A 24196-nucleotide genomic window follows, 5' to 3' on the forward strand; every position below is an offset into this window, starting at 1 on the left:
CGCGGCCCTTCGCGAGTATGCGAGCGCGTCAGCCCCTGCGGCCGCGCCCGGATCGCGACTGTGTCTACTCCACGGCGAGGGAGCGGGGAATCTCGGTGCCGAGCGCGGTGACCGTCGGCAGCACCGTGGCGGCCAGGAGCAGGGCGAGTCCACCGCCGGCGATCAGCCCGATCGTCGGGAACGCGATGACGGGGCCGGGCAGCGAGAGCTTTCCGGCGATGACGAGGCCTCCGACCGCAGTGGCGGCCACCCCCAACATGGCCGCAGTGACCGCATAGGCCACAGCTTCCCAGATCGCGGTGAGCACGATCGCAACGCGCGTGGAGCCCACGGCCTGGATGAGCGCGAATTCCCGCTCGCGGGTATGACCGGACATGAATACGGTCGCCGCGGCCGCCACGCCCGCGAGGAGGAGGGGCCCGCCGAGGAGGATCACGACTCCCTCGGGGGCGAGATCGAATCCCGCGTCGCTGCCGTTTCGCGCGGCTTCAGCTGCGGCCATCGTGGCGCCGGTCGTGTAGAGCCCGCCCGCGAGGGCGATCGCAACCATGAGCGGACCGATCGCCGCGCTCGAGCGTGCCAGGCGGTAACGGGCGGAGTTCCGGGCGAGGAACCACGTCGCGGAGACCATTGTCGGCAGTAGCGAAGTCCAGCCGCGGAGGACGAGAGGGAACACCACCGGCCCCGCGGCTGCGAGGGCGGCCGCGATCAACGGCGTGAACAGGATGGCCTGCCCCGAGAAAGCGGACATCGACGCGTCGACGTCGAGGTTCATCGCGAGCGCCGTGGTGCCTCCGAGCGCGGACACGGTCAGGATGATGCGGAACCATCCCATCCGGATCCGCGGGGGTTCCGCATCACGCAGCGCCTCGATGGCCGGGGTCCGGCTTGCCCGTCGCGCGCTGCGCAGTCCTCCGAGAACCACGGTGAGCGCAACCGCGGCGATCACGATGAGGCCGCTGCCGATACCGAGGTGGAGGCTCACACCCTGCATCTCGGGCCACTCCCGGAACACCCAGACGAAGAGGGACGGGAACATCAGCAGCGCGAGGAGCCAGCCGACGAACGCGCCGATGATGCCGATGACGCCGAGCTGGGTGAGAACGACGACGGCGACCAGCGCGGGCCGGACGCCGACGAGCTGCCACAGCGCGTAGTCCCGCAGCTGCAGGGCGATCGTGAGGTTCGCCGTGGAACCGAGCACGATGAGCGCTGTGATGGCCGCGAACATGATCACAGCGGAGCTGGTGCTGGCGAGCCCCTCCTGCACGGCGCCACCGTGGAAGGCACCCGTCTCGAGCAGACCGGCGGCGTGCGCACCGACGAATCCGGAGGTGACGGTCACAGTGAGCACTCCGAACCAGACGCGCCACCGCATGATCAGATCGGAGACGATCAGGGCGATCATGCCGAAGCCCCGGCGAGAGTGATCGCCTCGAGAACCTGTTCCGGAGTGGGCCGTCGCAGTTCTCGATGAATGCTCCCGTCGCGGAGCACGAGGACGCGATCGGCGAGCCCGGCGGCCTCGAGATCGTGGGTGACCATGACGACGGATCTGCCATCGCCCGCAGATGCGCGAAGCAGGCGGAGCACGTCGGCGCCCGTGGCCGTGTCGAGCGATCCGGTGGGTTCATCCGCGAACACGATGTCCGGCCGCAGGGCGAGCACGCGGGCGATGGCGATCCGCTGCTGTTGGCCGCCCGAGAGCTGTCCGGGGCGATGCCCGCCACGGTCCGTCAGGCCGACGTCGGCGAGCGCACGGTCAACGTCCGCGCGCTGCACGCTCTGCCGCGCAAGCCGGGCGGGAAGCGCGATGTTCTCCCGCGCCGTCAGCGAGGGGATGAGATTGAAGGACTGGAACACGAATCCGACGTGACGGCGACGCAGGGCGGCGAGCGCGCCGCGCCGAAGGGACGAGAGCTCTCGACCTGCGAGGTGGACGCTCCCGGTGTCGTAGGGCTCGAGACCCGAGAGGCAGTAGAGCAGGGTCGACTTGCCGGAACCGCTCGGACCGACGATGCTCACCATCTCGCCGGGATGCACATCGAGGGATATCCCGCGCAGGACGGGGACGCGCGGCTCCTTCCGACCGGTTCCGGGGAATGTCTTCTCGAGGTTCGCGGCGCGAATCAATGGTTCGATCACGCCCCCATTCGAGCGCGCACCGGGAGGCGGCGCGAGAGACCGGAGTGGACAGTCGCGGTAGAGCTGGCTCTACTCTTCGCTCGATCGCCCGCTGCCCGGCTCCGCGATCCGTAGGGTTGAGGCATGAGAGCGCCGACCATGTGGCACGCGGTGATGCGCGCACCCTGGCGGTTTTTGTTCGGCGCGTGGCCATGGCGCGCGCTCGGCTACCTGTCGGCGAGCGTTGCGATCGGTCTTCTGCTGCTGCCGATCGCCATCCTGACGTTGCTGTTTCTGCCCCTGTGGGGCATCGTGATCGGCGCGCTCGAGCGGCGACGTACCCGGCTCCTGGGTTTTCCTGCTCAGCCGTCCGGTCACGTTCCCCTCCGGCGCGACCAACGTCATATCTGGCTGTCCGTGCGGATGAACGAGGGAGCGACCTGGAGGGAGACCGTCGCGCTGCTGGTCGATCTGGTCGTCGGCTGGCTCGTGCTCGCCGTGCTGTTCTTCCAAGGCCTGCTGCTCGTGCTCCTCGTCTACGTCGCCGTGTCCGGCGTGCGTGGACCCACGCGGCTCAACCTCTTCGGCGACGTCTGGATCGTCGCGACTCCTCATACCTGGTTGCTGCTCGTCCCGATCGCCGCGCTCTCGCTGTGCGTGTTCGCCTACGCCAACGCCGTGCTCGCCGCAGGCCAGGCCACATTGCTGCGTTCGCTCTGCGGTCCTCGACTGCACGAGATGACGCGCAACGTGGAGCGTCTCGTGCAGTCGCGCGCTGCGCTGGTCGAAGCCTTCGAGGCGGAGCGGCGGCGCATCGAACGCGACCTGCACGATGGCGTCCAGCAAGAGCTCGTGACGCTCGCCGCGCGCCTCGGCATGGTGAGTCTCGAACTCGACGACCTCGACGCGACGGGTTCGGACACTGCCCTGGTCCGCGGTGCGCTCGACGCCGCCCAGGGACAAGCGGAGCACGCGATGGCGACGCTGCGGGACACCGTGCGCGGCATCCACCCTGCCGTTCTCACCGATCACGGTCTCCGAGCGGCCCTGGACGAGTTGGCCGACCGGGCGCCGATCCCGCTCCGGCTCGAGATCTCGGACCTGGGCAGGCTTCCAGCGCCCGTGGAGACAGCCGCATACTATTTCGTCACGGAGGCGATCAGCAACGCGGCCAAGCACACTGTCGCGACCAGGCTTACCGTGCGTGCCGGGGTGAGGCACGACGTCCTCGACGTGCTCGCCACCGACGACGGACAGGGCGGAGCGGATGCGAATGGCGGAACGGGCCTGCGAGGACTCACCGAACGCGCCGCCACCCTCGGTGGTCGGTTCACGATCGACAGCCCGGACGGCGGGCCGACGACGCTCCACATGACGATGCCGCTGCATAGGGAATGGGCGGTGCCGGATGCGTCTGCTGCTCGCTGAAGACTCCGCTCTGCTGCGTGAGGCGCTCACGGCTCTGCTCGAACGGCTCGGCCACGTCGTCGTCACGACCGCGCAGTCGGCGCCCGAGCTACGGGAGGCGTTCGAGCGCTTGGCCGCGGCCGGCGATGCGCCCGACCTCGTCGTGACCGACGTGCGCATGCCGCCGGACGACACGGACGATGGGCTCCGCGCCGCGCTCGACATCCGCGCCCTGCACCCGGCGCAACCGGTCATGGTGCTCTCCCAGTACATCGCGGACACGTACGCGCGGGAACTGCTCACGCTTCCGGGTGGCGGCATCGGCTATCTGCTGAAAGATCGGGTGAGCCGTGTCCGCGACTTCGCGGTCGCACTCGACACGGTCGCAGCGGGTGGCACCGTCATCGACCCGGACGTGGTCCAGCACCTCCTGAGCAGCTCGCGCCAGGGACCGCTCGACGCGCTCACCGGTCGCGAGCGTGAGGTGCTCGGCCTGATGGCAGACGGACAGTCGAACTCCGACATCGCCGACTCACTCACGCTGACGGACGCGGCCGTGAGCAAGCACATCGGCAACATCTTCACCAAGCTCGGCCTCGGACCTGTCGAGGAGAACCGCCGAGTGCGAGCGGTGCTGACCTACCTCGACGCCGCGCGATCCTGAACCTGCAGCAGGGCGGCGAGCCACCGCAGCGCGGGTCCGGCTTGCGCCCGCTGGAATGCGCGGAGTCCGGGAAGCTGCGGTATCTCCGGTTGCGCCTGTGCGAACCAGAGGTAAGACGCGAAGCCCGAGATGACCGGCAGCATGTCGTGAACGGGCGGGGCTCCGTGCTCTTCGAACAGCGGCCATGTCTCTTCGCACGCGGGACCGCCCGATGCCTCGACGCTCGGCAGCAGACAGGGGAGATCGATCCAGGGGGCTCCGCGGCGGGCGTGCGGCCAGTCTACGAATCGTGCGTGCCCATCACTGATGAGGATGTTGTCGGCCCGCACGTCGTCGTGGGCGATGACGTCTCCGCCGACCGCAGCACGGAAGCCCTGTTCGATGCGCAGCAGGTCGGTCATCCGCCCACGCACCATGGCCGGGAGACCTGCGAGCAGACGCTCATCGAGGGAGATAACCTCCCATCGGGTGAAGTCGGACATGCTGTCGGCCGCGTCAGGCAGATCGAGCGGCGCTTTCGTCGAGGCCACGATGCGGAGGGTCGCAGCGATCGAATGCAGATCATCCGCCGACCAGGGGCTGCCGGGATGGTGTCCGTCGATCGCTTCGAGCACGAGCGCGGAACCGGCAGTCTCGTCGACCTCGCCCAGCACTGCCGGGGCGACCGTCGGTGGCAGCGTCGCGAGCACCTGCATCTCGGTACGGAGGAAGTGCAGGGAATCAGGATGCCAGTCCCGCGCGCAGGCCTTCACGAAGGCCTTTCCCTTCGTGGTGGTGACCACACCCGCGTAGGACGCGCTGAATCCGCTCTGGGCCGGTTCATCGCGGACGAATCGTCCTCCGATCACGTCGACGATGCGCGCGCGCAGCACCAGGGGGAGTGCGGTCCACTCCGGTCGAAGGCGATCGGCGCCTGCGCTCATCGTGTCGTTCCCTTCGCTCGCAGCGTCGCGGCATCCCCGGGGCACGGGTTCCTCGACGCTAGCAGCAGCCGGCGGAAGGGCCAACGATCTCGATCATTCGGCGCGTGAACCCGCGGCGACCAGGCCGCGGATGGCCTCGACGGTGCGGTCGACATCCTCCGGGGTGGTCGCCCACGACGACATCGAGCACCGCAGGGCCGCACGGCCGCCCCACTCGGCACCCGTCATGGCCGCCGTCCCCTCGGTGAGGATCGCCGCGCCGAGCGCGCGCGTCGCCCGGTCGGAGCCGAGGTGGAACATGACCTGGGTATAGACGACGTCGTTGATGACTTCCACTGTCTCCACGGATCGGAGCCCCGCAGCCATCGCGACGGCGTTCGCGTGCAGACGGTCCATCAGCTCGGCGATGCCCGAGCGTCCGAGACTGCGCAGCGCGGCCCACGCGGGAACCCCGCGGGCGCGTCGCGAGAGCTCGGGCGTCACATCCCACGGGTCGAGCCCCGAATAGATCAGATAGTCGCCTCCGGTGCGGAACGCCGCGATGGAGTCCGCCGGGTCGCGCACGATCGCCATGCCGCAGTCGTAGGGCGCGTTCAGAGTCTTGTGGGCGTCCGTCGCCCAGGAGTCGGCATCCGCCATCCCCGCGGTGAGGTGGCTCAACCCGGCAGACGCCGCCGCCCACAGCCCGAACGCGCCGTCGATGTGCACCCAGGCGCCGTGACGCCGCGCGATGGGGATCAGCGCGGCGAAGTCGTCGAAGGCGCCGGTGTGCACCTCTCCCGCCTGCAGACACACGATGAGGGGGCCGTCGCCGCCGGCGAGAGCCTGCTCGAGCGCATCCCGGCTCATACGCCCTTGATCGTCGGACGGGACGACCGTCAGTTCCGCCCGCCCGATCCCCAGGAAGCGTGCGGCGCGGTCGATGGACCCGTGCCGGTCCGCGCCGACGACGAACCGCAGCGGGGGAGAACCGTGGAATCCCTGCTCGGCGATGTCCCACCCTGCGCGCGCCAGCACCGCATGTCGAGCGGTGGCGAGGCAGGTGAAGTTGGCGAGCTGCCCGCCCGTGACGAAACCGACGCTGGCGGTCGCGGGGAGGCCGAAGAGGTCGAGCATCCACTGCCCGGCGACGCGTTCCATCGCGACCGTGGCGGGTGTGAGGGTCGACGAGCCCGAGTTCTGATCCCACGCCGAGACGAGCCAGTCGGCGGCGAGGGCGGCCGGATGGGTGCCACCGATCACGAAGCCGAAGAACCGGCCGCCGGGGATCGCGACGAGGCCGGGATCGGCGAGCACGGCCATCTCCTCGACCACAGTCGCGGGATCCATGCCGTGTTCCGGGAGCGGGCCGCCGAAGGCCGTCAGCATGTCGTCGAGTGAAGCCCGTGGCCACACCGGTCGCTCGGCGACCGAGTCGAGGAAGCGGAGGGCGGCGTGATGCGCGGTATCCAGTGCGCGCGACCTGTCGTCAGGAGCCATCTCGTTCATGCCTCAGGCCTACACCCGGGTGTCTTCTCGCGCCAGAGGTCGCGCGACGCCTCGGTAGGGTTGAGCGCATGATCGGCGCACGGGAATGGCAACTCATCGGCCTGAACAACCTCTACATGAATCTGCAGCGACTGCATGTCTACGATCGCGCGTCGGCGATGATCAACGGGGCCGCCGAAGACGAGGCGCGCACCACTGCGCTGCGCGGATGGATGGACGCGGTCGTAGCGGCGATGGAGCCGGTGCTGCAGGGCGGAGAACTCGATCAGGCGACGCAGGAGTCTCTCCTGCCGCTGGTGCCGTGGCTCCGTGACGAGGTCGCCCGCTACTACGCCCTGCACGATCCCACCGCCCCGTTGCGGGATCAGGCCGCGTTCGGAGCAGCCCACGTGCTCGCCTGCGACTACCAGACGAAGGGCGAGCGGGCGATCGCCGAAGCGGTCGGCAAGCCGGAGGAAGCCGATCGCCTCCTCCAGCGCGTCCCCATGATGATGGCGCTCGTCCGGCAGGCGAACACCGCGGTCGGAACCTGTGCCGAGGGTGAGCCGAGCGACGAGGTCGCGGGGTACATCACCGAACATGTGCGCGTCGCGCGCGGCGATGAATCGCGCATGTTGCTGCAGATCGGTGCGGCCCCGGTGACCCTGCAGGGCCGCGACCCGCGCGAATGAGGGCTGCGCGGACGGCCGCGGTGGACGCCGCTCGGTCGACCGCGGCTTTTCGATAGAATGGACGACGCCCTGGGCACGTTCCGGGGCGGATACGACGAGCGGAGACTTATGTCCGGGCATTCCAAGTGGGCGACCACGAAGCACAAGAAGGCCATCATCGACTCCAGGCGCGCGAAGTCCTGGGCCAAGCTCATCAAGAACATCGAGGTCGCCGCGAAGCTCGGCGGACCCGACCTGGCGGGCAACCCGACGCTCTTCGACGCCGTTCAGAAGGCCAAGAAGACGTCCGTCCCCAAGGACAACATCGACCGCGCGGTGAAGCGCGGTGCGGGCATCGGTGGCGAAGCCGTCGAGTATCTCTCGATCATGTACGAGGGCTACGGACCCAACGGCGTCGCCCTCATGATCGAGTGTCTGACCGACAACAAGAACCGCGCAGCCGCTGAAGTCCGCACGGCCCTCAGTCGCAACGGTGGGACTCTGGCCGACCCCGGCAGCGTCGCCTACAACTTCAGCCGCAAGGGCGTCATCGTCGTCGGCTCCGAGGGAACCACCGAGGACGACGTCATGATGGCGGCGCTCGAGGCGGGAGCCGAGGAGATCGAGCCGCATGCCGAGGGCTTCGAGGTCATCACCGAGGCGACCGACCTGGTGGCCGTGCGCAGCGCGCTGCAGGAAGCCGGGATCGACTACGAGTCGGCGGACGTCGAGTTCGTCCCGAACCTCAAGGTCGAGATCGACGCCGACACCGCTCGGAAGGTCTTCCGCCTGATCGATGCTCTCGAAGACAGCGAAGACGTGCAGAACGTGTTCACCAACTTCGACCTGTCGGCCGAGGTGCAGGCCGAGCTCGAGAACGACGACGCGTAGGCGCGCCGGACGGCCGGTGTCTCCTCGCGCGCCTAGCCTGGGGGAGTGACCTCCTCTCTGCGCGTGCTCGGCATCGACCCCGGGCTCACGCGTTGTGGTGTCGGGATCGTCGACGTCGATGCTTCGCGTCGCGGCACGCTGGTGCACGTGGGAGTGATCCGGTCATCGCCGGACGCGGAGACCGGCGATCGTCTCGCGATCGTCGCCGCTGGCATCCGCGCCGTGATCGCTGAGCACCGCCCGGACGCGGTCGCGGTCGAGCGCGTCTTCGCCCAGCAGAACACCCACTCCGTGATGGGGACGGCTCAGGCCAGCGGAGTCGCGCTGCTGATCGCGGCCGAGTCCGGGTTGCCCGCCGCCACGCACACGCCGAGCGAGGTCAAGGCCGCCGTGACCGGCTACGGTGCGGCCGACAAGCGGCAGGTGCAGACCATGATCGCGCGCATTCTGCGCCTGGATGCGCTTCCGCAGCCGGCTGACGCCGCGGACGCCCTGGCGATCGCGCTGTGCCACGCCTGGCGTCGCGGCGGACCCACTGCATCCGGGCAGGGGTCGCTGACTCCGGCGCAACGGGCATGGGCGGACGCCGAGAAGCGTGTCGCTCGAACATAGGTCCGAACCACGCCCTAGGCTGAGGGGATGATCTCCTCACTGCACGGCGTCGTCCTGCATGCGACGTCCGATCAGGTCGTCATCGACGTGGGCGGTGTCGGGTTCGCCGTCGCCGTCCCTGCCGACGTCGCACACACCGCGACCGTGGGGGAGAAGCTCCTCCTGCACACGAGTCTGATCGTCCGCGAGGACTCGCTCTCCCTGTTCGGCTTCGCGGATCGCAGCGAGCTGGAGATCTTCGGACTGCTGATCAGCGTGACCGGTGTCGGACCGAAGTCGGCGCTGGGGGTGCTCTCGCACCTCACGGGCGATCAGATCGCCGAAGCCGTGACCGCGGAAGACGACGCGCCGTTCCGGAGGGTCTCCGGCATCGGGCCCAAGACGGCGAAACTCATCGTGCTGCAGCTGGCCGGCAAGGTGCAGGCTTTCGCGGCACCGTCGAGGCCCGTGATGTCGGGCGGCACCGACGTGGTCACGCAGGTGGCCGCGGCGCTGGTCGGCCTCGGCTGGTCGGAGAAGGTCGCCGCCGAGGCGGCAGCCCAGACGGCATCCGAGGCGACGGAGGCCGAGCGGGCGACCGTGGCCCTGCTGTTGCGACGCACCCTCGCGCTCCTCGGCCCCGCGCAGGGAGGCCAGGCTCGTGGCTGACCCCCTCGACGCGACCGAACCCTCCGACGAGACCGAGCTCGCCATCGAGGGCGCACTGCGCCCGACCAGCCTGGGCGATTTCGTCGGACAGCAGAAGGTGCGCGGACAGCTGCAGCTGCTGCTCGAAGCTGCGCGCATCCAGAGCCGTCCTGCCGACCACATCCTGCTCGCCGGCCCCCCGGGGCTCGGGAAGACGACCCTGGCGATGATCGTGGCCCACGAGAGCGAGCGGCCGCTGCGCATGTCGAGCGGCCCGGCGATCCAGCACGCCGGCGACCTCGCAGCCCTGCTCTCCAGCCTGGTGCCGGGGGAGGTGCTCTTCATCGACGAGATCCATCGCATGGCGCGCTCCGCAGAGGAGATGCTGTACCTGGCGATGGAGGACTACCGGATCGACATCATGGTCGGCAAGGGCGCCGGAGCGACGAGCATCCCGCTCGAGCTCTCTCCCTTCACACTCGTCGGGGCCACGACGCGATCCGGTCTGCTGCCGAATCCGCTGCGCGACCGATTCGGATTCACCGGACACCTGGAGTTCTACGACGAGCCCGAGCTCGAGCAGGTCATCGCCCGTTCGGCCGCGGTCCTCGGCGTCGACGTGCCGACCGATGCGCTCTCCGAGATCGCACGCCGCTCTCGAGGCACCCCCCGCATCGCGAACCGCCTGCTGCGCCGGGTCCGCGACTACGCCCTCGTGCACGGCGAGGGCGGGGCCACGATCCACGACGTGCGCGCGGCGCTCGAACTCTACGACGTCGACGCGATCGGCCTCGACCGGCTGGACCGCGCGGTGCTGGAGGCGCTGGTCCGCCGTTTCCGCGGAGGACCGGTCGGCCTGAGCACGCTCGCCGTGGCGGTCGGCGAAGAGGGCGAGACCGTGGAGAGCGTGGTGGAGCCGTACCTCGTTCGCATCGGCTTCCTCGGACGCACGCCGCGCGGTCGTGTGGCGATGCCGGAGGCCTACGCGCATCTCGGCGTCGCGCATCCGGACGGGATGCTTAAGTTGGATGACCTATAATCACTGAAGACTTCCCGGTTACCTTCGCGCGCCCAAAGGCTGGAGCGTGCACCTGAGAAAGGCGCTTCCCCCATGCCCATGGAATTCCTGCTCTTCGGCCTTCTCGCCGTCCTCCTCGTCTTCATGATCTTCAACACGCGCAAGCGCACGAAGCAGATGAAGGCCGAGCAGGAGGAGAAGGCGACCAAGACCGTTCCCGGCGCCAAGGTGCTCCTGCAGGGCGGCATCTACGGGACGATCGTCTCGTACGACCCTGACGACCTCGACACGCCCGCGCTCGTCGAGATCGCGCCGGGCACCATCATCGACGTCCACAGCCAGGCGATCCTCCGCGTCGTCGAGCCCAAGGACGCGATCGTCGACGCCCCTGTCGATGTGATCGAGGAGCCGGCCGTCGACGAGGCGGCCGCCCCCGCGCTCGAGACTCCCGAGGAGACGCGCGCTCGCCTCGAGCGCGACGCCGACGACAAGTAATCTCCGCGGCCGGCGCGGCCCTTCGGATCTCCGTCCTCCCAGAAAGCTGAACACACGTGGCTTCATCTTCTCCCGTCCGTCACGCCTGGCGGGTCCTCCTCGGCCTGCTCCTCGTGACGGGTGTTCTGTTCGGCATCAACTCGCTGGGCGTGTACGTCATCAAGGACGCCGAAGGCCAGCCGGTCAGTTCCTGGACTCCTGAGCTCGCACTGGACCTGCAGGGCGGCACCCAGATCGTCCTCAGCGCCGAGACCGAGGACGGAGCGGCTCCCACGCAGGAGCAGCTCGACCAGGCCGCGGCGATCATCCGCCAGCGCGTGGATGCGTCGGGTGTGGCCGAGGCCGACATCACGACCGAGGGTGGACAGAACATCGTCGTCCAGATCCCGGGCGAGGCGGATGCGCAGACTCGTGAGCGCATCCAGGCGAGCGCGCAGCTCGAGCTGCGACCCGTGCTGTACACGACGGCCGCGAGCACCGAGTTCGTCGGGGAGGATGGGAACTCCACTCCGTACCCCAGCCCGGACCCGTCGCTGAATGCGACGCCGACCGCCGAGCCGACCGACGCGAGCGACCTGTCATGGGTGACGGACAAGCTGGCAGCGGAGTTCCAGGCCTACGACTGCGAGAACCCGGACAACGACCCCGCCCGTGCCCCGAAGGACGAGCCGGTCGTCGCCTGCTCCCCGGACAAGGCGCAGAAGTTCCTCCTCGGACCGGCCGAGCTCGACGGCACCGCGATCACGGATGCCTCCGCGGGTCGCGATCAGAAGTCCGGCGCGTGGATCGTGCAGCTGACCATGAACGGCGAGGGCGGCGATGCCTTCGGCAAGGTCAGCACGCGTCTCAACCAGAACCGCATCGACGGTCTGTCCCCGCGCGATCAGTTCGCGTTCGTGCTCGACGGCGACGTGATCAGCGCTCCGCGGATGAACGGCGTCATCCTCGACGGCCGTCCCAGCATCTCGGGCAGCTTCACGCAGGAGACGGCGACGACGCTCGCCGACCAGCTGAAGTTCGGTGCCCTGCCGCTCAGCTTCGTCGTGCAGAGCTCCGACACGATCTCGGCGACTCTCGGAACCCAGCAGCTGCAGATCGGTCTGATCGCGGGTCTCATCGGTCTCGCACTCGTCGCGATCTACTCGCTCATCGTGTATCGCGCGCTCGGTTCGGTGATCATCGCCTCGATCGCGGTGATGGCCGTCCTGACCTACATCATCATCTGCATCCTCGCCTGGCGGCTCGGCTTCCGTCTCTCGCTCGCCGGCGTCGCCGGTCTGATCGTCTCGATCGGCTTCACCGCCGACTCGTTCATCGTCTACTTCGAACGAATACGAGATGAGCTGCGCGACGGCAAGTCGATCACCGCCGCGGTCGAAGACGGCTGGGGCCGCGCGAAGCGGACCATCTACATCTCGAAGTCGATCAACATCCTGGCTGCGGTCGTGCTCTACATCCTCGCCGACGCCACGGTGAAGGGCTTCGCCTTCACACTCGGTCTCACCACCCTGATCGACGTGTTCATCTTCGTGATCTTCACGCACCCGGTGATGCAGCTCCTTGCGCGCACCCGATTCTTCGGCGGCGGTCACAAGCTCTCGGGCCTCGACCCCGAGGCGCTCGGTGCGGTGTACCGAAGCCGGTCCCAGTACCGGGAGGTCTCGACGGCATCGGCCGGTCGCGGTGCGAAGAACGCCCGCTCCCGGGGCGAGGCGGATCGCCGCCAGACCATCGCAGAACGAAAGCGCGCCGAGGCACTCGCGGGCGACAGACCCACCAAGCCCGGAAGTGAGGGAGACGCCTGATGCCTTCCATGAATGAGTTCGGAAACAACCTCTATTCCGGCAAGACCTCTTTCCCGTTCGTCGGCAAGCGTCGCCTGTGGTTCATCATCGCCATCGTGCTCGTCGTCGGTTCGGCCCTCGTGCCGCTCATCCGCCCCATCCAGTTCTCCATCGAGTTCACCGGTGGGTCCCAGTTCACGGTGCAGGCGCCCGACACGGTCGATCAGGACACCGCGAAGGAGGCCGTCCAGTCGGTCGTGCCGGGAGCCGCGACCAAGGTCGTCGTCCTGAACGGGAAGGACATCCGCGTCCAGACCGACCAGATGAGCGCCGCCGAGACGCAGGACGTCGCGGAAGCCCTCGCCGACGCCTACGGTGTGGAGCCCGCCAATGTGACGTCGTCGTTCATCGGCCCGGCCTGGGGCGAGAACGTCACGAAGCAGTCGCTGTGGGGTCTCGCGATCTTCCTCGCCCTCACGTTCCTGATCCTCGCGATCTACTTCCGCACGTGGAAGATGTCGGCGGCGGCGATCATCGGCCTGCTCGACGTGCTCGTCATCACGGTCGGCGTCTACGCGCTGGCGGGCTTCGAGATCTCTCCGGCTGCCGTCATCGGCTTCCTGACGATCCTGGCGTACTCGCTGTACGACACCACTGTCGTGTTCGACAAGGTCAGGGAGAACACCACCGAAGACGGGGAGAAGTCTGCCCGACTGTTCGGCGAATCGGTGAACCTCGCCGTGAACCAGACCCTCGTGCGCTCGATCAACACGTCTGTGGTCGCGGCGTTGCCGGTCGGTGCCGTGCTCTTCATCGGCGCCTTCTGGCTCGGTGCGGAATCGCTCACCGACATCTCGCTGTCGATCTTCGTCGGCATCCTCGTCGCGACGTACTCCACGCTGTTCGTGGCCGCACCGCTCTACTCGCTGTTCCGCGAGAACGAGCCCCAGCTCAAGGAGCGCGACGCCCGCATCCGCGAGGCTCGCAGCCGGGCGTCCGTCGAAGCCTGAGGGGTCCGGGCCGAGGGTGCTCCGAGCGGAAGCTCGGCGCCCTCAGCACGCGTAGGATGAAGTGATCGGGAGGTGAGTTGATGGCGGAACCGCAGACGTCATCGCAGGGTTCGAGTCTGCGACGACTGGTTCCCCGCATCTTCTCCCGCGCGTCCCGCATCAACGACCTCGACAACTTGATCCGCACGGTGCGTGCGAATCATCCCAAGGGCGACTTCTCCGTCATCGAACGCGCATACGCGGTCGCGAAGGAGAAGCACGAGGGGCAGAAGCGCCAGAGCGGCGAGCCGTACATCACGCACCCGCTGGCTGTCGCACAGATCCTCGCCGAGCTCGGTCTGGGCCCGCGGGCCATCGCTGCGGCGCTCCTGCACGACACGGTCGAAGACACGGGCTACGCGCTGACCGATCTCACCGCCGAGTTCGGCGACGAGGTCGCGATGCTCGTCGACGGCGTGACCAAGCTCGACAAGGTCAAGTACGGCGAGAGCGCGCAGGCCGAGACGGTCCGCAAGATGATCGTGGCGATGTCGAAGGACATCCGGGTCCTGCTCATCAAGCTGGCCGACCGCCTGCACAATGCGCGCACCTGGGGTTTCGTCCCACCGGAGAAGGCCACGAAGAAGGCCAAGGAGACGCTCGAGATCTACGCCCCGCTGGCGAACCGTCTCGGCATCCAGGCGATCAAGTCCGAGCTCGAAGACCTCTCGTTCGCCGTGCTGCACCCGAAGATCTACAACGAGATCCACAGCCTCATCGCGCAGCGGACCCCGCAGCGCGAGAAGTATCTCGCTCAGGTGGTCGAGGAGATCGACGAGGATCTGCGCGATCTCCGCATCCGCGGCAAAGTCGTCGGGCGCCCGAAGCAGCTCTACTCGGTGTACCAGAAGATGGTCATCCGCGGCCGCGAGTTCGACGACATCTACGATCTGATCGGCATCCGCGTCCTCGTCTCCTCGGTGCGCGACTGCTACGCCGTCCTGGGTGCGATCCACGCTCGCTGGACGCCGCTGCCCGGCCGGTTCAAGGACTACATCGCCACCCCGAAGTTCAACCTCTACCAGTCGCTGCACACCACGGTCATCGGTCCCGCCGGTCGCACGGTCGAGATTCAGATCCGTACGCACGAGATGCATCAGCAGGCCGAGTACGGTGTCGCCGCGCACTGGATGTACAAGGAGCGGATGAACGGCGGTGGCAAGACCGAGGTCCGCGCCTCCGACACGGACATGGCGTGGCTCGCGCACATCTCCGACTGGCAGGCCGAGACCGCTGACCCCGGTGAGTTCCTCGACTCGCTGCGCTTCGAGATCGGTGCGAAGGAGGTCTACGTCTTCACGCCCAAGGGGCGGGTGATCGGCCTGCCGGCCAGCGCGACTCCCGTGGACTTCGCCTACGCGGTGCACACCGAGATCGGCCACCGCACGATGGGTGCCAAGGTCAACGGGCGCCTCGTGCCTCTGGAATCGGAACTCAAGAGCGGTGACGTGGTCGAGGTGTTCACCTCGAAGAACCCGGATGCCGGCCCCAGCCAGGACTGGCTCGGTTTCGTCGCGAGCACCCGGGCGCGGAACAAGATCCGCGGCTGGTTCACCAAGGAGCGCCGCGAAGAGGCCATCGAGCAGGGCAAGGAGGCCATCGCCCGCGCGATGCGCCGTCAGAACCTGCCGCTGCAGAAGCTGATGAGCCAGGACTCGTTCGCCGAGGTCGCGCGCGGGCTGCACTACGAAGACGTCTCGGCGCTCTACGCGGCGGTCGGCGAAGGACACGTGTCGACGCAGTCGGTGCTCGAGAAGGTCACGGCTCTGGTCGCGGCCAACGACCCCAGCACGGGCGCCATCGATCTGCCCGGGAGCGTCCCGACGCGTGAGCCGCGATCCGGCGACTCCGGCGTGCTGGTGCGCGGCGCCAACGACATCCTGGTGAAGCTGGCCAAGTGCTGCACCCCGGTTCCCGGTGACCAGATCGTCGGATTCGTGACGCGCGGTAGTGGCGTCTCGGTGCACCGGGCGGACTGCGTCAACGTCAAGGCGCTCAGCAACGAGCAGGACCGCTTCGTCGAGGTGTCGTGGGCCCCGACGACGAAGAGCGTGTTCCGCGTGCAGATCCAGGTCGAGGCGCTCGACCGCTCGGGCCTTCTCTCCGATGTGACGCGCGTGCTGAGCGAGCACCACGTCAACATCCTCTCGGCGACGGTCACCACCACCGATGAGCGCTTGGCTCTGAGCCGGTTCGTCTTCGAGATGGGCGATGCCGTGCACCTGGACCGTGTACTGAACGCGGTCCGTCGGATCGACGCCGTCTACGACGTCTACCGGGTCACCTCCTCCTGACGGCGAGGCGCTGCAGAGCGGCCGAACCCATGCGGCTGCCCGGCACGCGTCGAAGGTCCTGCAGCGCGTTCATCGCCGCGTCCGGGGTGTCGGGGCAGACGACGGCGAGAAGATCCATCCACGGCAGCACCCGCGGGTCGCGGTGCAGTGTCGTCGCGAGGTCGAGCATCGTCCGGGCCGGGCTCGACACCGCGACGCCGCTGAGCGTGAGGACGTCGGCTGCGGGCAGCAGTGTGTCGTGGAAGACCACGCGCGCGCTGGTGACCGGACGGATCCGACGATCCACGCAGCGCTTGACGTGATGCACGACCGGCGGCGTGTCACCGGCGCCGTGGACCCACGCGGCCGTCTGGTGGCATGCGGCGGTGCCCGGCCGGACGAGCGCGGCGATGGTGCTCGCCCGTACATCCGGCCCCTCGACGAGATCGGCAGGGATGTACGCGTCACCCACGTCGACCACATGGCCGTCGATGCGGGCCGCGCTGAGTTCGGTCTGGCTCAACCGCTCGCCGGGGACATAGAGGAACGCGGGGTGCATCACGCCAGTCTGGCGCAGTGCACCCCGCGTTCGAGACGGTCGCGGAGACCTGTGGAGAAGGTCAGCCGCCCAGAGCACTCAGCCAGGCGCGGCGAGCCTCGAGGGCGTCAGCGGCTTCCTTCGCGGCCTTCTTGTCGCCGGCCTTCTCAGCGGCGGCGACCTCGGCTTCGAGCTTCTCGATGGCCTCCTGCAGCTGCGAGCTCATGTCGTTCGCGCGTGCCTTGGTCTCGGGGTTGTTCTTCTTCCAGTCCACGTCTTCACGGGCCTTCAGCCCCTGCTCGATCGTGCGGAGCTTGTCGTCGAGCGCGCGCTCCTTGTCCCGCGGGAAGATGCGGCCGATCTCATCCCACTGCCGCTGGATGCGGGTGAGCAGCGCGCGAGCACGCTTGATGTTCGACTCGTCGGCGACCGCCTTGGCCTCTTCGAGGAGAGCCTCTCGGGCCTCGATCTTCGGGGCGGATTCCGCTTCTTCCGCGGCGGACTGCTCGGCGCGAGCAGCGTACAGGGCATCGCCCGCCGCCTTGAACCGCGCCCACAGTGCATCGTCTGCCTTGCGCCCGGCGCGCCCGGCCGCCTTCCACTCGTCGAGCAGGGTGCGGTAGGCGGGAATCCCGTCGGTGCCGCGCGGCGCGAGTGCCTCGGCACGCTCGACCAGGCGGGTCTTCACGTCGCGAGCGCTCTTGTGCGCATCGTCGAGCTCGGAGTAGAAGGCGCGACGCTGCTTGTCGACCACGGCGCGCGCATCGCGGAACCGCTTCCAGAGCTGCTGGGAGATGCCCTTGGAGAGGCGGGGACCACTCTGCTGCTGCGCCTGCCACGCGTCGAACAGCTCGCCGAGCTCGGCCGTGACCTGCTTCCACTGCACCTTGCTGAGGTCGCGCGCGGCGATCGCCTCGGCCTTCTCCACGAGCACGGTGCGCTCGGCGATCGCCTTGTCGACGAGTTCCTTGGCCTGCTGCGCCTCCTGCTCGGTGGCTTCGGACAGCGATGAGGTCAGGGCGTTCAGACGGTCTCGCAGACCTGCGAGGTCGCCGACGGCAGCGGCATCCGTCGCTTCGTCGATGAGATGACCGGCCTGCTTCGCGAGGTCGCTCGCCGAGGCGCCGCCTGCCTGGTGACGCTGTTCGAGCGTGTGCACCTTGAAGGCAATGTCGTCGAACTTGCGCACGAAGTAGGCGAGCGCCTCCTCGGGCGTGCCGTCGGGGTACTGGCCGACCACGCGCCAGACCTCGCCTTCGCGTACCTCGACGGTGCCGTCGTCGGAGACGCGGCCCCATTCGGCGGAGGTCGACGACGCGGCCGGAGACGGCGCAGGTGCGGCGGGCACGACGGCTGCCGGCTTGGGTGCCTTCGGCGGCATCGGCACGGCGGGTGGTGCGGGGACGGGGGGAGTCGGCTTCGAGGGCTCGGTGGCAGACACGTGATTCTCCTTGCGCGGTAGGGCCGCGGGAGGCGGAAGGGACGAGGCTCAGCCTAGTACGCCCCGCGGGGCCCTGCCGGACTCGCTCGAAGCGCGATCTCACACGACTGTTACCGAGTTGTGAGAAGAACGTTCGATCCGTGTAACACCACCCCGGCCTTTCGCGAAACACCGTGTCTCTATCGTCGAGTCCACGGACAGAGGAGGGCTCGTGATCGTTCGGGAGAGCACATCGTCGGATGTCGTGGTGGTGGGGGCGGGAATGGTCGCGCACCGATTCGTCGAGAGCCTGCTCCGCGGCGACGGTTCGGCGCCGACAGTCACGGTCATCGGCGAGGAGGCGCGAGCGCCGTACGACCGCGTCGGTCTGACCTCGTTCTTCACCGGTGCGAGCGCCGACGACCTCGCACTCGATCCGCAGACCCTCCAGGACGACAGGGTGCGCTTCATCGGCGATGATCGCGTCACCGGGATCGATCGGGCTCGTCGCACGGTGCGCACCCGCTCGGGTGCGGTCCACGCCTACGGGACACTCGTCCTCGCGACCGGCTCCTACGCCATGCGGCCGGCCGTCGACGGCGCTGAGCTCCCCGGCTGCTTCGTCTATCGGACGCTCGACGATGTCGCCGCGATCGACGCGTTCGTCCAGCGCCGCGCGGCGTCGCTCGGCCGCCCGTTGCGCGGGACGGTGATCGGCGGCGGACTGTTGGGCCTCGAGGCGGCCGGCGCGTTGCAGGGTCTCGACGTCGAGTGCATGGTGGTGCAGTCGTCGGACCGGCTGATGTCCGCCCAGCTCGACCTCGCGGGTGGCACCATCCTGCGCCGCCTGATCGAGTCGAAGGGCATCGATGTGCGGACGGGAACGCGGACCACACGGATCGACCCGGATGCCTCCGGCTCCGTCGCGGCACTGCAGTTCCAGGACGGCAGCATGCAGGGAACGGACGTCGTCATCTTCACCGTCGGCGTGCGCCCGCAGGACTCACTGGCACGCCTCGCCGATCTCGCCGTGCACCCCAACGGTGGCGTACTGATCGATTCGAGGTGCCGCACCGCCGACGACGACGTCCTCGCGATCGGCGAGGTCGCCAACTTCGAAGGACGCTCCGTCGGACTCGTGGCCCCCGGATACGCCATGGCCGAGGTGGCGGCCACTCGGATTCTCGGCGGCGATGCCACTTTCCCCGGCTACGACGACTCGTCGAAGTTGAAGCTCTCCGGTGTGGATGTGGCGAGCTTCGGCGACGCGTTCGCCTCCACACCGAATGCCCTGGACGTGGTCTACACCGACCCGGTCAACGGGGTCTACAAGAAGCTGGTCCTCTCGGACGACGCAAAGACACTCTTGGGCGGCATCCTCGTCGGCGATGCCTCGGCATACGGAATGCTCCGCCCCCTGGTGGGTGCTGCGCTGGGCGCAGACCCCGCCGCCTACCTGATGCCGGACGGCGGCACCGCGCTTCCCGACAGCGAGCTGCCGGCCGAGGCGGTCGTCTGCTCCTGCTCGAACGTGACCGCCGGACGCATCCGGGAGGCGGTGCACGCCGAGGGGTGCACCGACGCCGCGGCCGTGAAGGCCTGCACCAAGGCGGGCGCCACCTGCGGCTCCTGCCTCTTCGCGGTCAAGAAGATCGTCGGCCAGGAGCTGACCAAGCTCGGTCAGACGACCTCCGACGCCCTGTGCGAGCACTTCTCGATGTCGCGCCGCCAGCTCTTCGACGCGGTGCGCGTGTCGGAACTCGCGACCTTCAGCGCGATCATCGCCCGTTTCGGCACCGGGCGCGGCTGCGACATCTGCAAGCCGGCTTTGGCGAGCATCCTGTCCGTCCTCGTCGGAGCGCACGTGCTCGACGGTGAGAACGCGGCTCTGCAGGACACCAACGACCATGTGATGGCCAACATGCAGAAGGACGGCACGTACTCGGTGGTGCCGCGGATGCCCGGGGGTGAGGTGACTCCCGCGGGGCTCATCGCGATCGGGAACATCGCCGAGGACTACGGGCTCTACACGAAGATCACCGGCGGGCAGCGGATCGACATGTTCGGCGCCCGCCTGGAGCAGCTGCCGCAGATCTGGCAGCGGCTGGTCGACGCCGGGTTCGAGTCCGGGCAGGCGTACGGCAAGGCGCTGCGCACGGTGAAGTCGTGCGTCGGCTCGACCTGGTGCCGGTACGGGGTGCTGGATGCCGTCGGCATGGCCGTGCGCCTCGAGCTCCGCTATCGGGGTCTTCGGGCGCCGCACAAGCTCAAGGTCGGTGTGTCCGGCTGCGCGCGCGAGTGCGCGGAGGCCCGGTCGAAGGACGTCGGTGTGATCGCCACCGAGTCGGGGTGGAACATGTACGTCGGCGGCAACGGCGGCTTCTCGCCGCGCCACGCGGAGCTCCTCGCCGCCGACCTCGACGACGAGGGCCTCATCCGCGCGATCGACCGCTTCTTCATGTATTACATCCGCACGGCGGATCGCCTCCAGCGCACGGCAGGGTGGTGTGCCGAGCTCGACGGCGGGCTGGACGGCCTCCGTGAGGTGATCTTCGACGACAGCCTCGGCATCTGCGACGACCTCGACGCGGCCATGAGCGTGCACGTCGACCGCTATGAGGACGAGTGGGCGGCGACCCTGCGCGACCCGGTGAAACTGCGGCGCTTCGAGTCCTTCGTGAATGCGACCGACACCCCTGACCCTTCTCTGGCCTACGTTTCCGAGCGCGGTCAGGTGCGGCCGGCGACGACGGAGGAACGTTTCGACGCGAGCGTCATGATCGCCGGCACGACTCTGGAGGTGCGACGATGACGCTCAGCCCCGAGACCGGAACGCGAGTCCGCGTCTGCGCGCTCAGCGACCTCGAGGTGGAGCGAGGCAGGGCGGCGCTGTTCGGCTCGGTCCAGATCGCGCTCTTCGTCCTCGCCGATGGCTCGGTGCATGCGGTGTCCAACCTCGATCCCTACAGCGGCGCCCATGTGATGTCCCGCGGGATCGTGGGCACGCGGGGCGATGTGCCGACGCTGGCTTCACCGATGCACAAGCAGGTCTTCGACCTGCGAACGGGGGAGTGTCTCGACACACAGGGCAAAGCCTCGGCGACGCTGCGGGTCTGGGACGTGACCGTTCGAGACGGTCAGATCGAGCTGAACATCGAGGAGATCCGATGACCGTGATGCTGGGCGTCGACCTCACCGGACGCGACGTGCTGCTGGTGGGTGGTGGCGCGGTCGCGGCGAAGAGGATCCGCCGGTTCCTCGACGAAGGGGCGCGGGTGCGGATCGTCGCCCCCGTCCTGCATCCGGAGACCGCGCGGCTGGTCGAGCTTCACGGTCTCGTCTGGCGCGCCGGTCGCTTCCGAGGAACGGATCTCGCCGGGGCGTGGCTCGTGCACACGGCCACCGGCGACGCCCGCGTCGACCGCGGTGTCGCGGAACGCTGCGAGCGCAAACGGATCCTCTGCATCAATGCCTCCGACGGCGCCCACGGGTCGACCAGGCTCACCGCACAGGCCGAGATCGGTGACGTGACCGTCGCGGTGACCAGTACGGTCGGTGCCGACCCGCGTCGGTCGGTCGCCGTGCGGGATGCGATCGTCGGCCTCGCAGGCGAAGGCCGCATCCCGCTGCGTCGGCGCCGTGCCGGTCGGAGTGGACGCGTCGACCTGGTCGGAGGTGGGCCGGGCCCCGCGGACCTGATGACGGTGCGCGCGCGTCGGCTCATCGCCGAAGCCGACGTGGTCGTGACCGACCGCCTGGGACCCGCGGCGGAGATCGTCCACGGGCTCGACCCCGATGTCGAGGTGATCGACGTCGGGAAGACCCCCGGTCGGCACCCCGTGCCGCAGGACGAGATCAACCGCATCATCGTGGGGCGGGCAGCGGAGGGCCGACGCGTCGTCCGGCTCAAGGGCGGGGATCCGTTCGTCTTCGGACGCGGTGGCGAGGAGATGCGGGCGTGCCTGGCTGCGGGCATCCCGGTCGACATCACTCCGGGGATATCGAGCGCGATCGCTGTTCCGCAAGCGGCAGGCATTCCCGTCACGCATCGAGGCACGGCCGCAGCTTTCCACGTCGTGAACGGGCAGGGCATCATCGGCGAGGGTACGCTCGCGGCGCTGGCCGATGCGACCGTGACCACGGTGGTCCTGATGGGCGTGGCCGCCCTCGAACGTCTGGTCACCGCGGCACTCGCACACGGTGTGCCGGCAGAGAGGCCGATCGCGTTCGTCGAGAGCGGCCACACGGCGCAGCAGCGCACGACGCGGACCACCCTCGGCAGGGCGGTCGCCGATGCCGAGGCCGTGGGCCTCCGCAACCCCGCGGTGATCGTTGTCGGCGAGGTCGCGGGCGCGGGACTGCTCTTCCCCTCGTCGGACACGATCGGGGCTGTCCTGGCGTGACGATCCGCGTTCCACTGACTCCGGTGTTGGCCGGATGCACCATCGTCGTCGCCGCCGACCGACGTTCCGGCGATCTCGTCGCGGCTCTCGAGCGACGCGGCGGCCAGGTGTACCGCGCGCCCGCCCTGAGCATCATCCCCAACGAGGACGATGAGCTCCTCATCGCCCGCACCCGCGATCTCGTCGCTTCCCCTCCTGACATCGTGATCGTGACGACCGGGGTGGGATTCCGCGGATGGATCGATGCCGCGCACGAGAACGACCTGGCCGAGGACCTCTCCGCCGCGCTGGCCGGAGCACAGTTCATCGCACGAGGGCCCAAGGCTCACGGGGCGATCCAGCAGGCGGGCTTCATCGCCGACTGGGTCGCGGAGTCCGAGACCTCCGCGGAAGTGGGGGAGTACCTCGCAGCCGAGGGGGTCACCGGGCGACGTATCGCGATTCAGCACCACGGCGCGGGCGCCGACGGGCTCGACACCCTCCTGGCGGGGCTCGGAGCGGACGTGGTCAGCATCACCGTGTATCGCTGGGGGCCGCCGCCGGACCCCCAGGTCGTGCGCCGGTCCGTCGTGCAGGCGGGCGCGGGTGAAGTCGACGCCGTCCTCTTCACCTCCGCACCCGGTGCCGCCGAGTGGGTCCGGACTGCCGTCCGTGCCGGGGCTCTGGAGTCGATCCGGCGCAGAGCCGCGTCCGGGCGCCTGCTGCTGGCCGCCGTCGGGCCGATCACGGCCGCCCCACTCGCGGATGCCGGGCTCACCGCCACCCTGGCCGCACGTGGACGCCTGGGCTCGCTGGTGCGCTGCGTGGTCGACCACTACGCGTCGGGTGCCGCCCCGCGGCTGCACACGGCTCTCGGCGCGATGGAGATGCGCAGCCGCGGTGTGCTGATCGACGGCGCGTTCGTTCCGCTCTCCCGCGCCGGAGCGAGCATCCTGAGCGAGCTCTTCGATGCCGCCGGACGCGTGCTCTCGCGGGAGGAGCTGGGACTCGCGTTGCCCCGAGGAGGCGAGAGCGCCCACGCCGTCGAGATGGCGGTCGCCCGGCTGCGCGAGGCTCTGGGCGGCGCTGCGGCGATCCAGACCATCGTCAAACGCGGTTACCGACTCACCGTGGAGGAACCCCGATGACCACCCTGGTCGCCTGCTCCCACGGCACGGATTCCCCCGCAGGACGCCGCACGGTCGAAGACATCGTCGATCTCGTGCGCGCACGTATTCCGGGCACCCGTGTCGTCCAGGCCTTCGTCGACGTGCAGGAACCGGCGGTGCCCGAGGTCGTCGAACAGGAACATCTCGACGATGACGTCGTCGTGGTGCCGCTGCTGCTCTCGGTGGGTTTCCACACCGCGGTCGACATCGCGCGCGCGGTCCGTCCGTATGACGGCGTGCGGCAGGGGGAGCCCTTGGGCACCCATCCGCTCATCGCCGAGGTCCTGCGCGCGCGGCTGCGTACGGCGGTTCACGACCGCTGGCTTCCGGGCGATCACGTCGTGCTCGCGGCGGCGGGCTCCAGCAACCCTGCGGCGGTCGCCGATGTCACCACGGCGGCCGCGCACCTCGCCGACCTGATCCCGGTGCCGGTCACGATCGGTTACGCGTCGGCGATCGAGCCCCGCATCGCGGACGCCGTGAGCTTCGCGCGCGAGCGAGGAGCCTCGCGGGTGATCGCCGCGAGCCATGTCCTCGCGCCGGGGTACTTCGCCGGTCTCGTGGAGAGATCCGGAGCGGACCTGGTCTCGGCACCGCTCGGGGCGGACCCGCGCATCGCCGAGGTCATCGTCGAGCGCTTCCGCTCCGCCTGACCCGGAGCGCACCCGGAGCGCATACGGAG

The 24196-nt window shown here is 69.0% G+C and carries 22 protein-coding genes; 16 read left to right on the top strand and 6 right to left on the bottom strand.

Annotated features, from left to right (window positions below; genetic code table 11):
* Positions 1-64 precede the first annotated feature (64 nt).
* Together ACIOTO_RS15585 and ACIOTO_RS15590 are read right to left on the bottom strand one after the other, a co-directional pair.
* On the bottom strand, positions 65-1408 hold the full coding sequence (locus ACIOTO_RS15585; RefSeq protein ID WP_400858516.1) for an FtsX-like permease family protein: 1344 nt from the start codon (positions 1406-1408) through the stop codon (positions 65-67).
* Positions 1405-2145 carry an ABC transporter ATP-binding protein gene (locus ACIOTO_RS15590; protein ID WP_219860756.1) on the bottom strand — a complete coding sequence of 247 codons (741 nt, stop codon included), beginning with the start codon at positions 2143-2145 and terminating at the stop codon, positions 1405-1407. The genes ACIOTO_RS15585 and ACIOTO_RS15590 overlap by 4 nt, the downstream gene beginning before the upstream one ends.
* A gap of 123 nt (positions 2146-2268) precedes the next feature.
* On the opposite strand from ACIOTO_RS15590, the gene ACIOTO_RS15595 reads away from it, so the two are divergent.
* On the top strand, positions 2269-3552 hold the full coding sequence (locus tag ACIOTO_RS15595) for a histidine kinase (RefSeq protein ID WP_400858517.1): 1284 nt from the start codon (positions 2269-2271) through the stop codon (positions 3550-3552).
* Complete coding sequence (locus ACIOTO_RS15600) at positions 3533-4195, top strand: response regulator transcription factor (protein ID WP_105709979.1); 663 nt, start codon at positions 3533-3535, stop codon at positions 4193-4195. Before ACIOTO_RS15595 ends, ACIOTO_RS15600 begins: the two co-directional genes overlap by 20 nt.
* On the opposite strand, the gene ACIOTO_RS15605 is transcribed toward ACIOTO_RS15600, so the two are convergent.
* Positions 4171-5118 (bottom strand): aminoglycoside phosphotransferase family protein, encoded by a 948-nt coding sequence (locus ACIOTO_RS15605; protein WP_400858518.1) that lies wholly within the window; start codon positions 5116-5118, stop codon positions 4171-4173. The genes ACIOTO_RS15600 and ACIOTO_RS15605 overlap by 25 nt on opposite strands.
* 93 nt (positions 5119-5211) lie before the next feature.
* A complete protein-coding gene (locus ACIOTO_RS15610; RefSeq protein ID WP_400858519.1) occupies positions 5212-6606 on the bottom strand; it encodes a pyridoxal phosphate-dependent decarboxylase family protein in 1395 nt (464 codons plus the stop codon).
* A gap of 68 nt (positions 6607-6674) precedes the next feature.
* On the opposite strand from ACIOTO_RS15610, the gene ACIOTO_RS15615 reads away from it, so the two are divergent.
* The 9 genes from ACIOTO_RS15615 (at position 6675) to ACIOTO_RS15655 (ending at position 16026) form a co-directional block, all read left to right on the top strand.
* Positions 6675-7277: a hypothetical protein gene (locus ACIOTO_RS15615; RefSeq protein ID WP_105709977.1), complete on the top strand. Its 603-nt coding sequence runs from the start codon at positions 6675-6677 to the stop codon at positions 7275-7277.
* Positions 7278-7385: 108 nt separating this feature from the next.
* Positions 7386-8147 (top strand): YebC/PmpR family DNA-binding transcriptional regulator, encoded by a 762-nt coding sequence (locus ACIOTO_RS15620; RefSeq protein ID WP_029263315.1) that lies wholly within the window; start codon positions 7386-7388, stop codon positions 8145-8147.
* 45 nt (positions 8148-8192) lie between these two features.
* Positions 8193-8759 (top strand): crossover junction endodeoxyribonuclease RuvC, encoded by a 567-nt coding sequence (ruvC, locus tag ACIOTO_RS15625; protein WP_400858520.1) that lies wholly within the window; start codon positions 8193-8195, stop codon positions 8757-8759.
* 27 nt (positions 8760-8786) lie between these two features.
* Complete coding sequence (gene ruvA / locus ACIOTO_RS15630) at positions 8787-9407, top strand: Holliday junction branch migration protein RuvA (protein WP_262000975.1); 621 nt, start codon at positions 8787-8789, stop codon at positions 9405-9407.
* Complete coding sequence (gene ruvB / locus ACIOTO_RS15635) at positions 9400-10425, top strand: Holliday junction branch migration DNA helicase RuvB (protein WP_105709974.1); 1026 nt, start codon at positions 9400-9402, stop codon at positions 10423-10425. Before ruvA ends, ruvB begins: the two co-directional genes overlap by 8 nt.
* 72 nt (positions 10426-10497) lie before the next feature.
* Positions 10498-10899, top strand: coding sequence for a preprotein translocase subunit YajC (gene yajC, locus ACIOTO_RS15640; protein WP_372466779.1), 402 nt, complete (start codon positions 10498-10500; stop codon positions 10897-10899).
* 56 nt (positions 10900-10955) lie between these two features.
* Positions 10956-12704, top strand: coding sequence for a protein translocase subunit SecD (secD, locus tag ACIOTO_RS15645; RefSeq protein ID WP_105709973.1), 1749 nt, complete (start codon positions 10956-10958; stop codon positions 12702-12704).
* Complete coding sequence (secF, locus tag ACIOTO_RS15650) at positions 12704-13693, top strand: protein translocase subunit SecF (protein ID WP_029263321.1); 990 nt, start codon at positions 12704-12706, stop codon at positions 13691-13693. The genes secD and secF overlap by 1 nt, the downstream gene beginning before the upstream one ends.
* A gap of 80 nt (positions 13694-13773) precedes the next feature.
* Positions 13774-16026 (top strand): bifunctional (p)ppGpp synthetase/guanosine-3',5'-bis(diphosphate) 3'-pyrophosphohydrolase, encoded by a 2253-nt coding sequence (locus ACIOTO_RS15655; RefSeq protein ID WP_029263322.1) that lies wholly within the window; start codon positions 13774-13776, stop codon positions 16024-16026.
* On the opposite strand, the gene ACIOTO_RS15660 is transcribed toward ACIOTO_RS15655, so the two are convergent.
* Positions 16013-16564 (bottom strand): type IV toxin-antitoxin system AbiEi family antitoxin, encoded by a 552-nt coding sequence (locus ACIOTO_RS15660; protein WP_105709972.1) that lies wholly within the window; start codon positions 16562-16564, stop codon positions 16013-16015. The two genes, ACIOTO_RS15655 and ACIOTO_RS15660, sit on opposite strands and share 14 nt — an antisense overlap.
* Before the next feature lie 61 nt (positions 16565-16625).
* The gene (locus ACIOTO_RS15665; protein ID WP_262000970.1) at positions 16626-17984 is read right to left on the bottom strand and encodes a DUF349 domain-containing protein; all 1359 of its coding nucleotides are present in this window, start codon (positions 17982-17984) and stop codon (positions 16626-16628) included.
* A gap of 262 nt (positions 17985-18246) precedes the next feature.
* Between ACIOTO_RS15665 and nirB the strand changes: the two genes are divergently transcribed.
* Genes nirB through ACIOTO_RS15690 form a run of 5 tightly spaced genes read left to right on the top strand, consistent with a single transcriptional unit; the run spans position 18247 to position 24167 of the window.
* Positions 18247-20775 (top strand): nitrite reductase large subunit NirB, encoded by a 2529-nt coding sequence (gene nirB, locus ACIOTO_RS15670; RefSeq protein WP_400858600.1) that lies wholly within the window; start codon positions 18247-18249, stop codon positions 20773-20775.
* A complete protein-coding gene (gene nirD / locus ACIOTO_RS15675) occupies positions 20772-21134 on the top strand; it encodes a nitrite reductase small subunit NirD (protein ID WP_105709970.1) in 363 nt (120 codons plus the stop codon). Before nirB ends, nirD begins: the two co-directional genes overlap by 4 nt.
* Positions 21131-22366, top strand: coding sequence for a uroporphyrinogen-III C-methyltransferase (gene cobA / locus ACIOTO_RS15680; protein ID WP_105709969.1), 1236 nt, complete (start codon positions 21131-21133; stop codon positions 22364-22366). Before nirD ends, cobA begins: the two co-directional genes overlap by 4 nt.
* A complete protein-coding gene (locus ACIOTO_RS15685) occupies positions 22363-23493 on the top strand; it encodes a uroporphyrinogen-III synthase (protein WP_400858521.1) in 1131 nt (376 codons plus the stop codon). Before cobA ends, ACIOTO_RS15685 begins: the two co-directional genes overlap by 4 nt.
* On the top strand, positions 23490-24167 hold the full coding sequence (locus ACIOTO_RS15690; protein ID WP_262000966.1) for a sirohydrochlorin chelatase: 678 nt from the start codon (positions 23490-23492) through the stop codon (positions 24165-24167). The genes ACIOTO_RS15685 and ACIOTO_RS15690 overlap by 4 nt, the downstream gene beginning before the upstream one ends.
* The last annotated feature ends 29 nt before the right edge of the window (positions 24168-24196 follow it).

The sequence above is a fragment of the Microbacterium sp. NPDC087592 genome, from assembly GCF_044743585.1.
GTDB lineage: Bacteria > Actinomycetota > Actinomycetes > Actinomycetales > Microbacteriaceae > Microbacterium.

Bases quoted from the DNA above. Each gene is read 5' to 3' on its own strand.
- ACIOTO_RS15600 (WP_105709979.1), top strand. From the start codon at position 3,533: ATGCGTCTGCTGCTCGCTGAAGACTCCGCTCTGCTGCGTGAGGCGCTC.
- ACIOTO_RS15620 (WP_029263315.1), top strand. From the start codon at position 7,386: ATGTCCGGGCATTCCAAGTGGGCGACCACGAAGCACAAGAAGGCCATC.
- ACIOTO_RS15690 (WP_262000966.1), top strand. From the start codon at position 23,490: ATGACCACCCTGGTCGCCTGCTCCCACGGCACGGATTCCCCCGCAGGA.
- nirD (WP_105709970.1), top strand. From the start codon at position 20,772: ATGACGCTCAGCCCCGAGACCGGAACGCGAGTCCGCGTCTGCGCGCTC.
- ACIOTO_RS15610 (WP_400858519.1), bottom strand. From the start codon at position 6,606: ATGAACGAGATGGCTCCTGACGACAGGTCGCGCGCACTGGATACCGCG.
- ACIOTO_RS15585 (WP_400858516.1), bottom strand. From the start codon at position 1,408: ATGATCGCCCTGATCGTCTCCGATCTGATCATGCGGTGGCGCGTCTGG.
- secF (WP_029263321.1), top strand. From the start codon at position 12,704: ATGCCTTCCATGAATGAGTTCGGAAACAACCTCTATTCCGGCAAGACC.
- ACIOTO_RS15660 (WP_105709972.1), bottom strand. From the start codon at position 16,564: ATGCACCCCGCGTTCCTCTATGTCCCCGGCGAGCGGTTGAGCCAGACC.
- ACIOTO_RS15595 (WP_400858517.1), top strand. From the start codon at position 2,269: ATGAGAGCGCCGACCATGTGGCACGCGGTGATGCGCGCACCCTGGCGG.
- ACIOTO_RS15655 (WP_029263322.1), top strand. From the start codon at position 13,774: ATGGCGGAACCGCAGACGTCATCGCAGGGTTCGAGTCTGCGACGACTG.
- ACIOTO_RS15615 (WP_105709977.1), top strand. From the start codon at position 6,675: ATGATCGGCGCACGGGAATGGCAACTCATCGGCCTGAACAACCTCTAC.
- yajC (WP_372466779.1), top strand. From the start codon at position 10,498: ATGCCCATGGAATTCCTGCTCTTCGGCCTTCTCGCCGTCCTCCTCGTC.
- nirB (WP_400858600.1), top strand. From the start codon at position 18,247: ATGGTCGCGCACCGATTCGTCGAGAGCCTGCTCCGCGGCGACGGTTCG.
- ruvA (WP_262000975.1), top strand. From the start codon at position 8,787: ATGATCTCCTCACTGCACGGCGTCGTCCTGCATGCGACGTCCGATCAG.
- cobA (WP_105709969.1), top strand. From the start codon at position 21,131: ATGACCGTGATGCTGGGCGTCGACCTCACCGGACGCGACGTGCTGCTG.
- ACIOTO_RS15605 (WP_400858518.1), bottom strand. From the start codon at position 5,118: ATGAGCGCAGGCGCCGATCGCCTTCGACCGGAGTGGACCGCACTCCCC.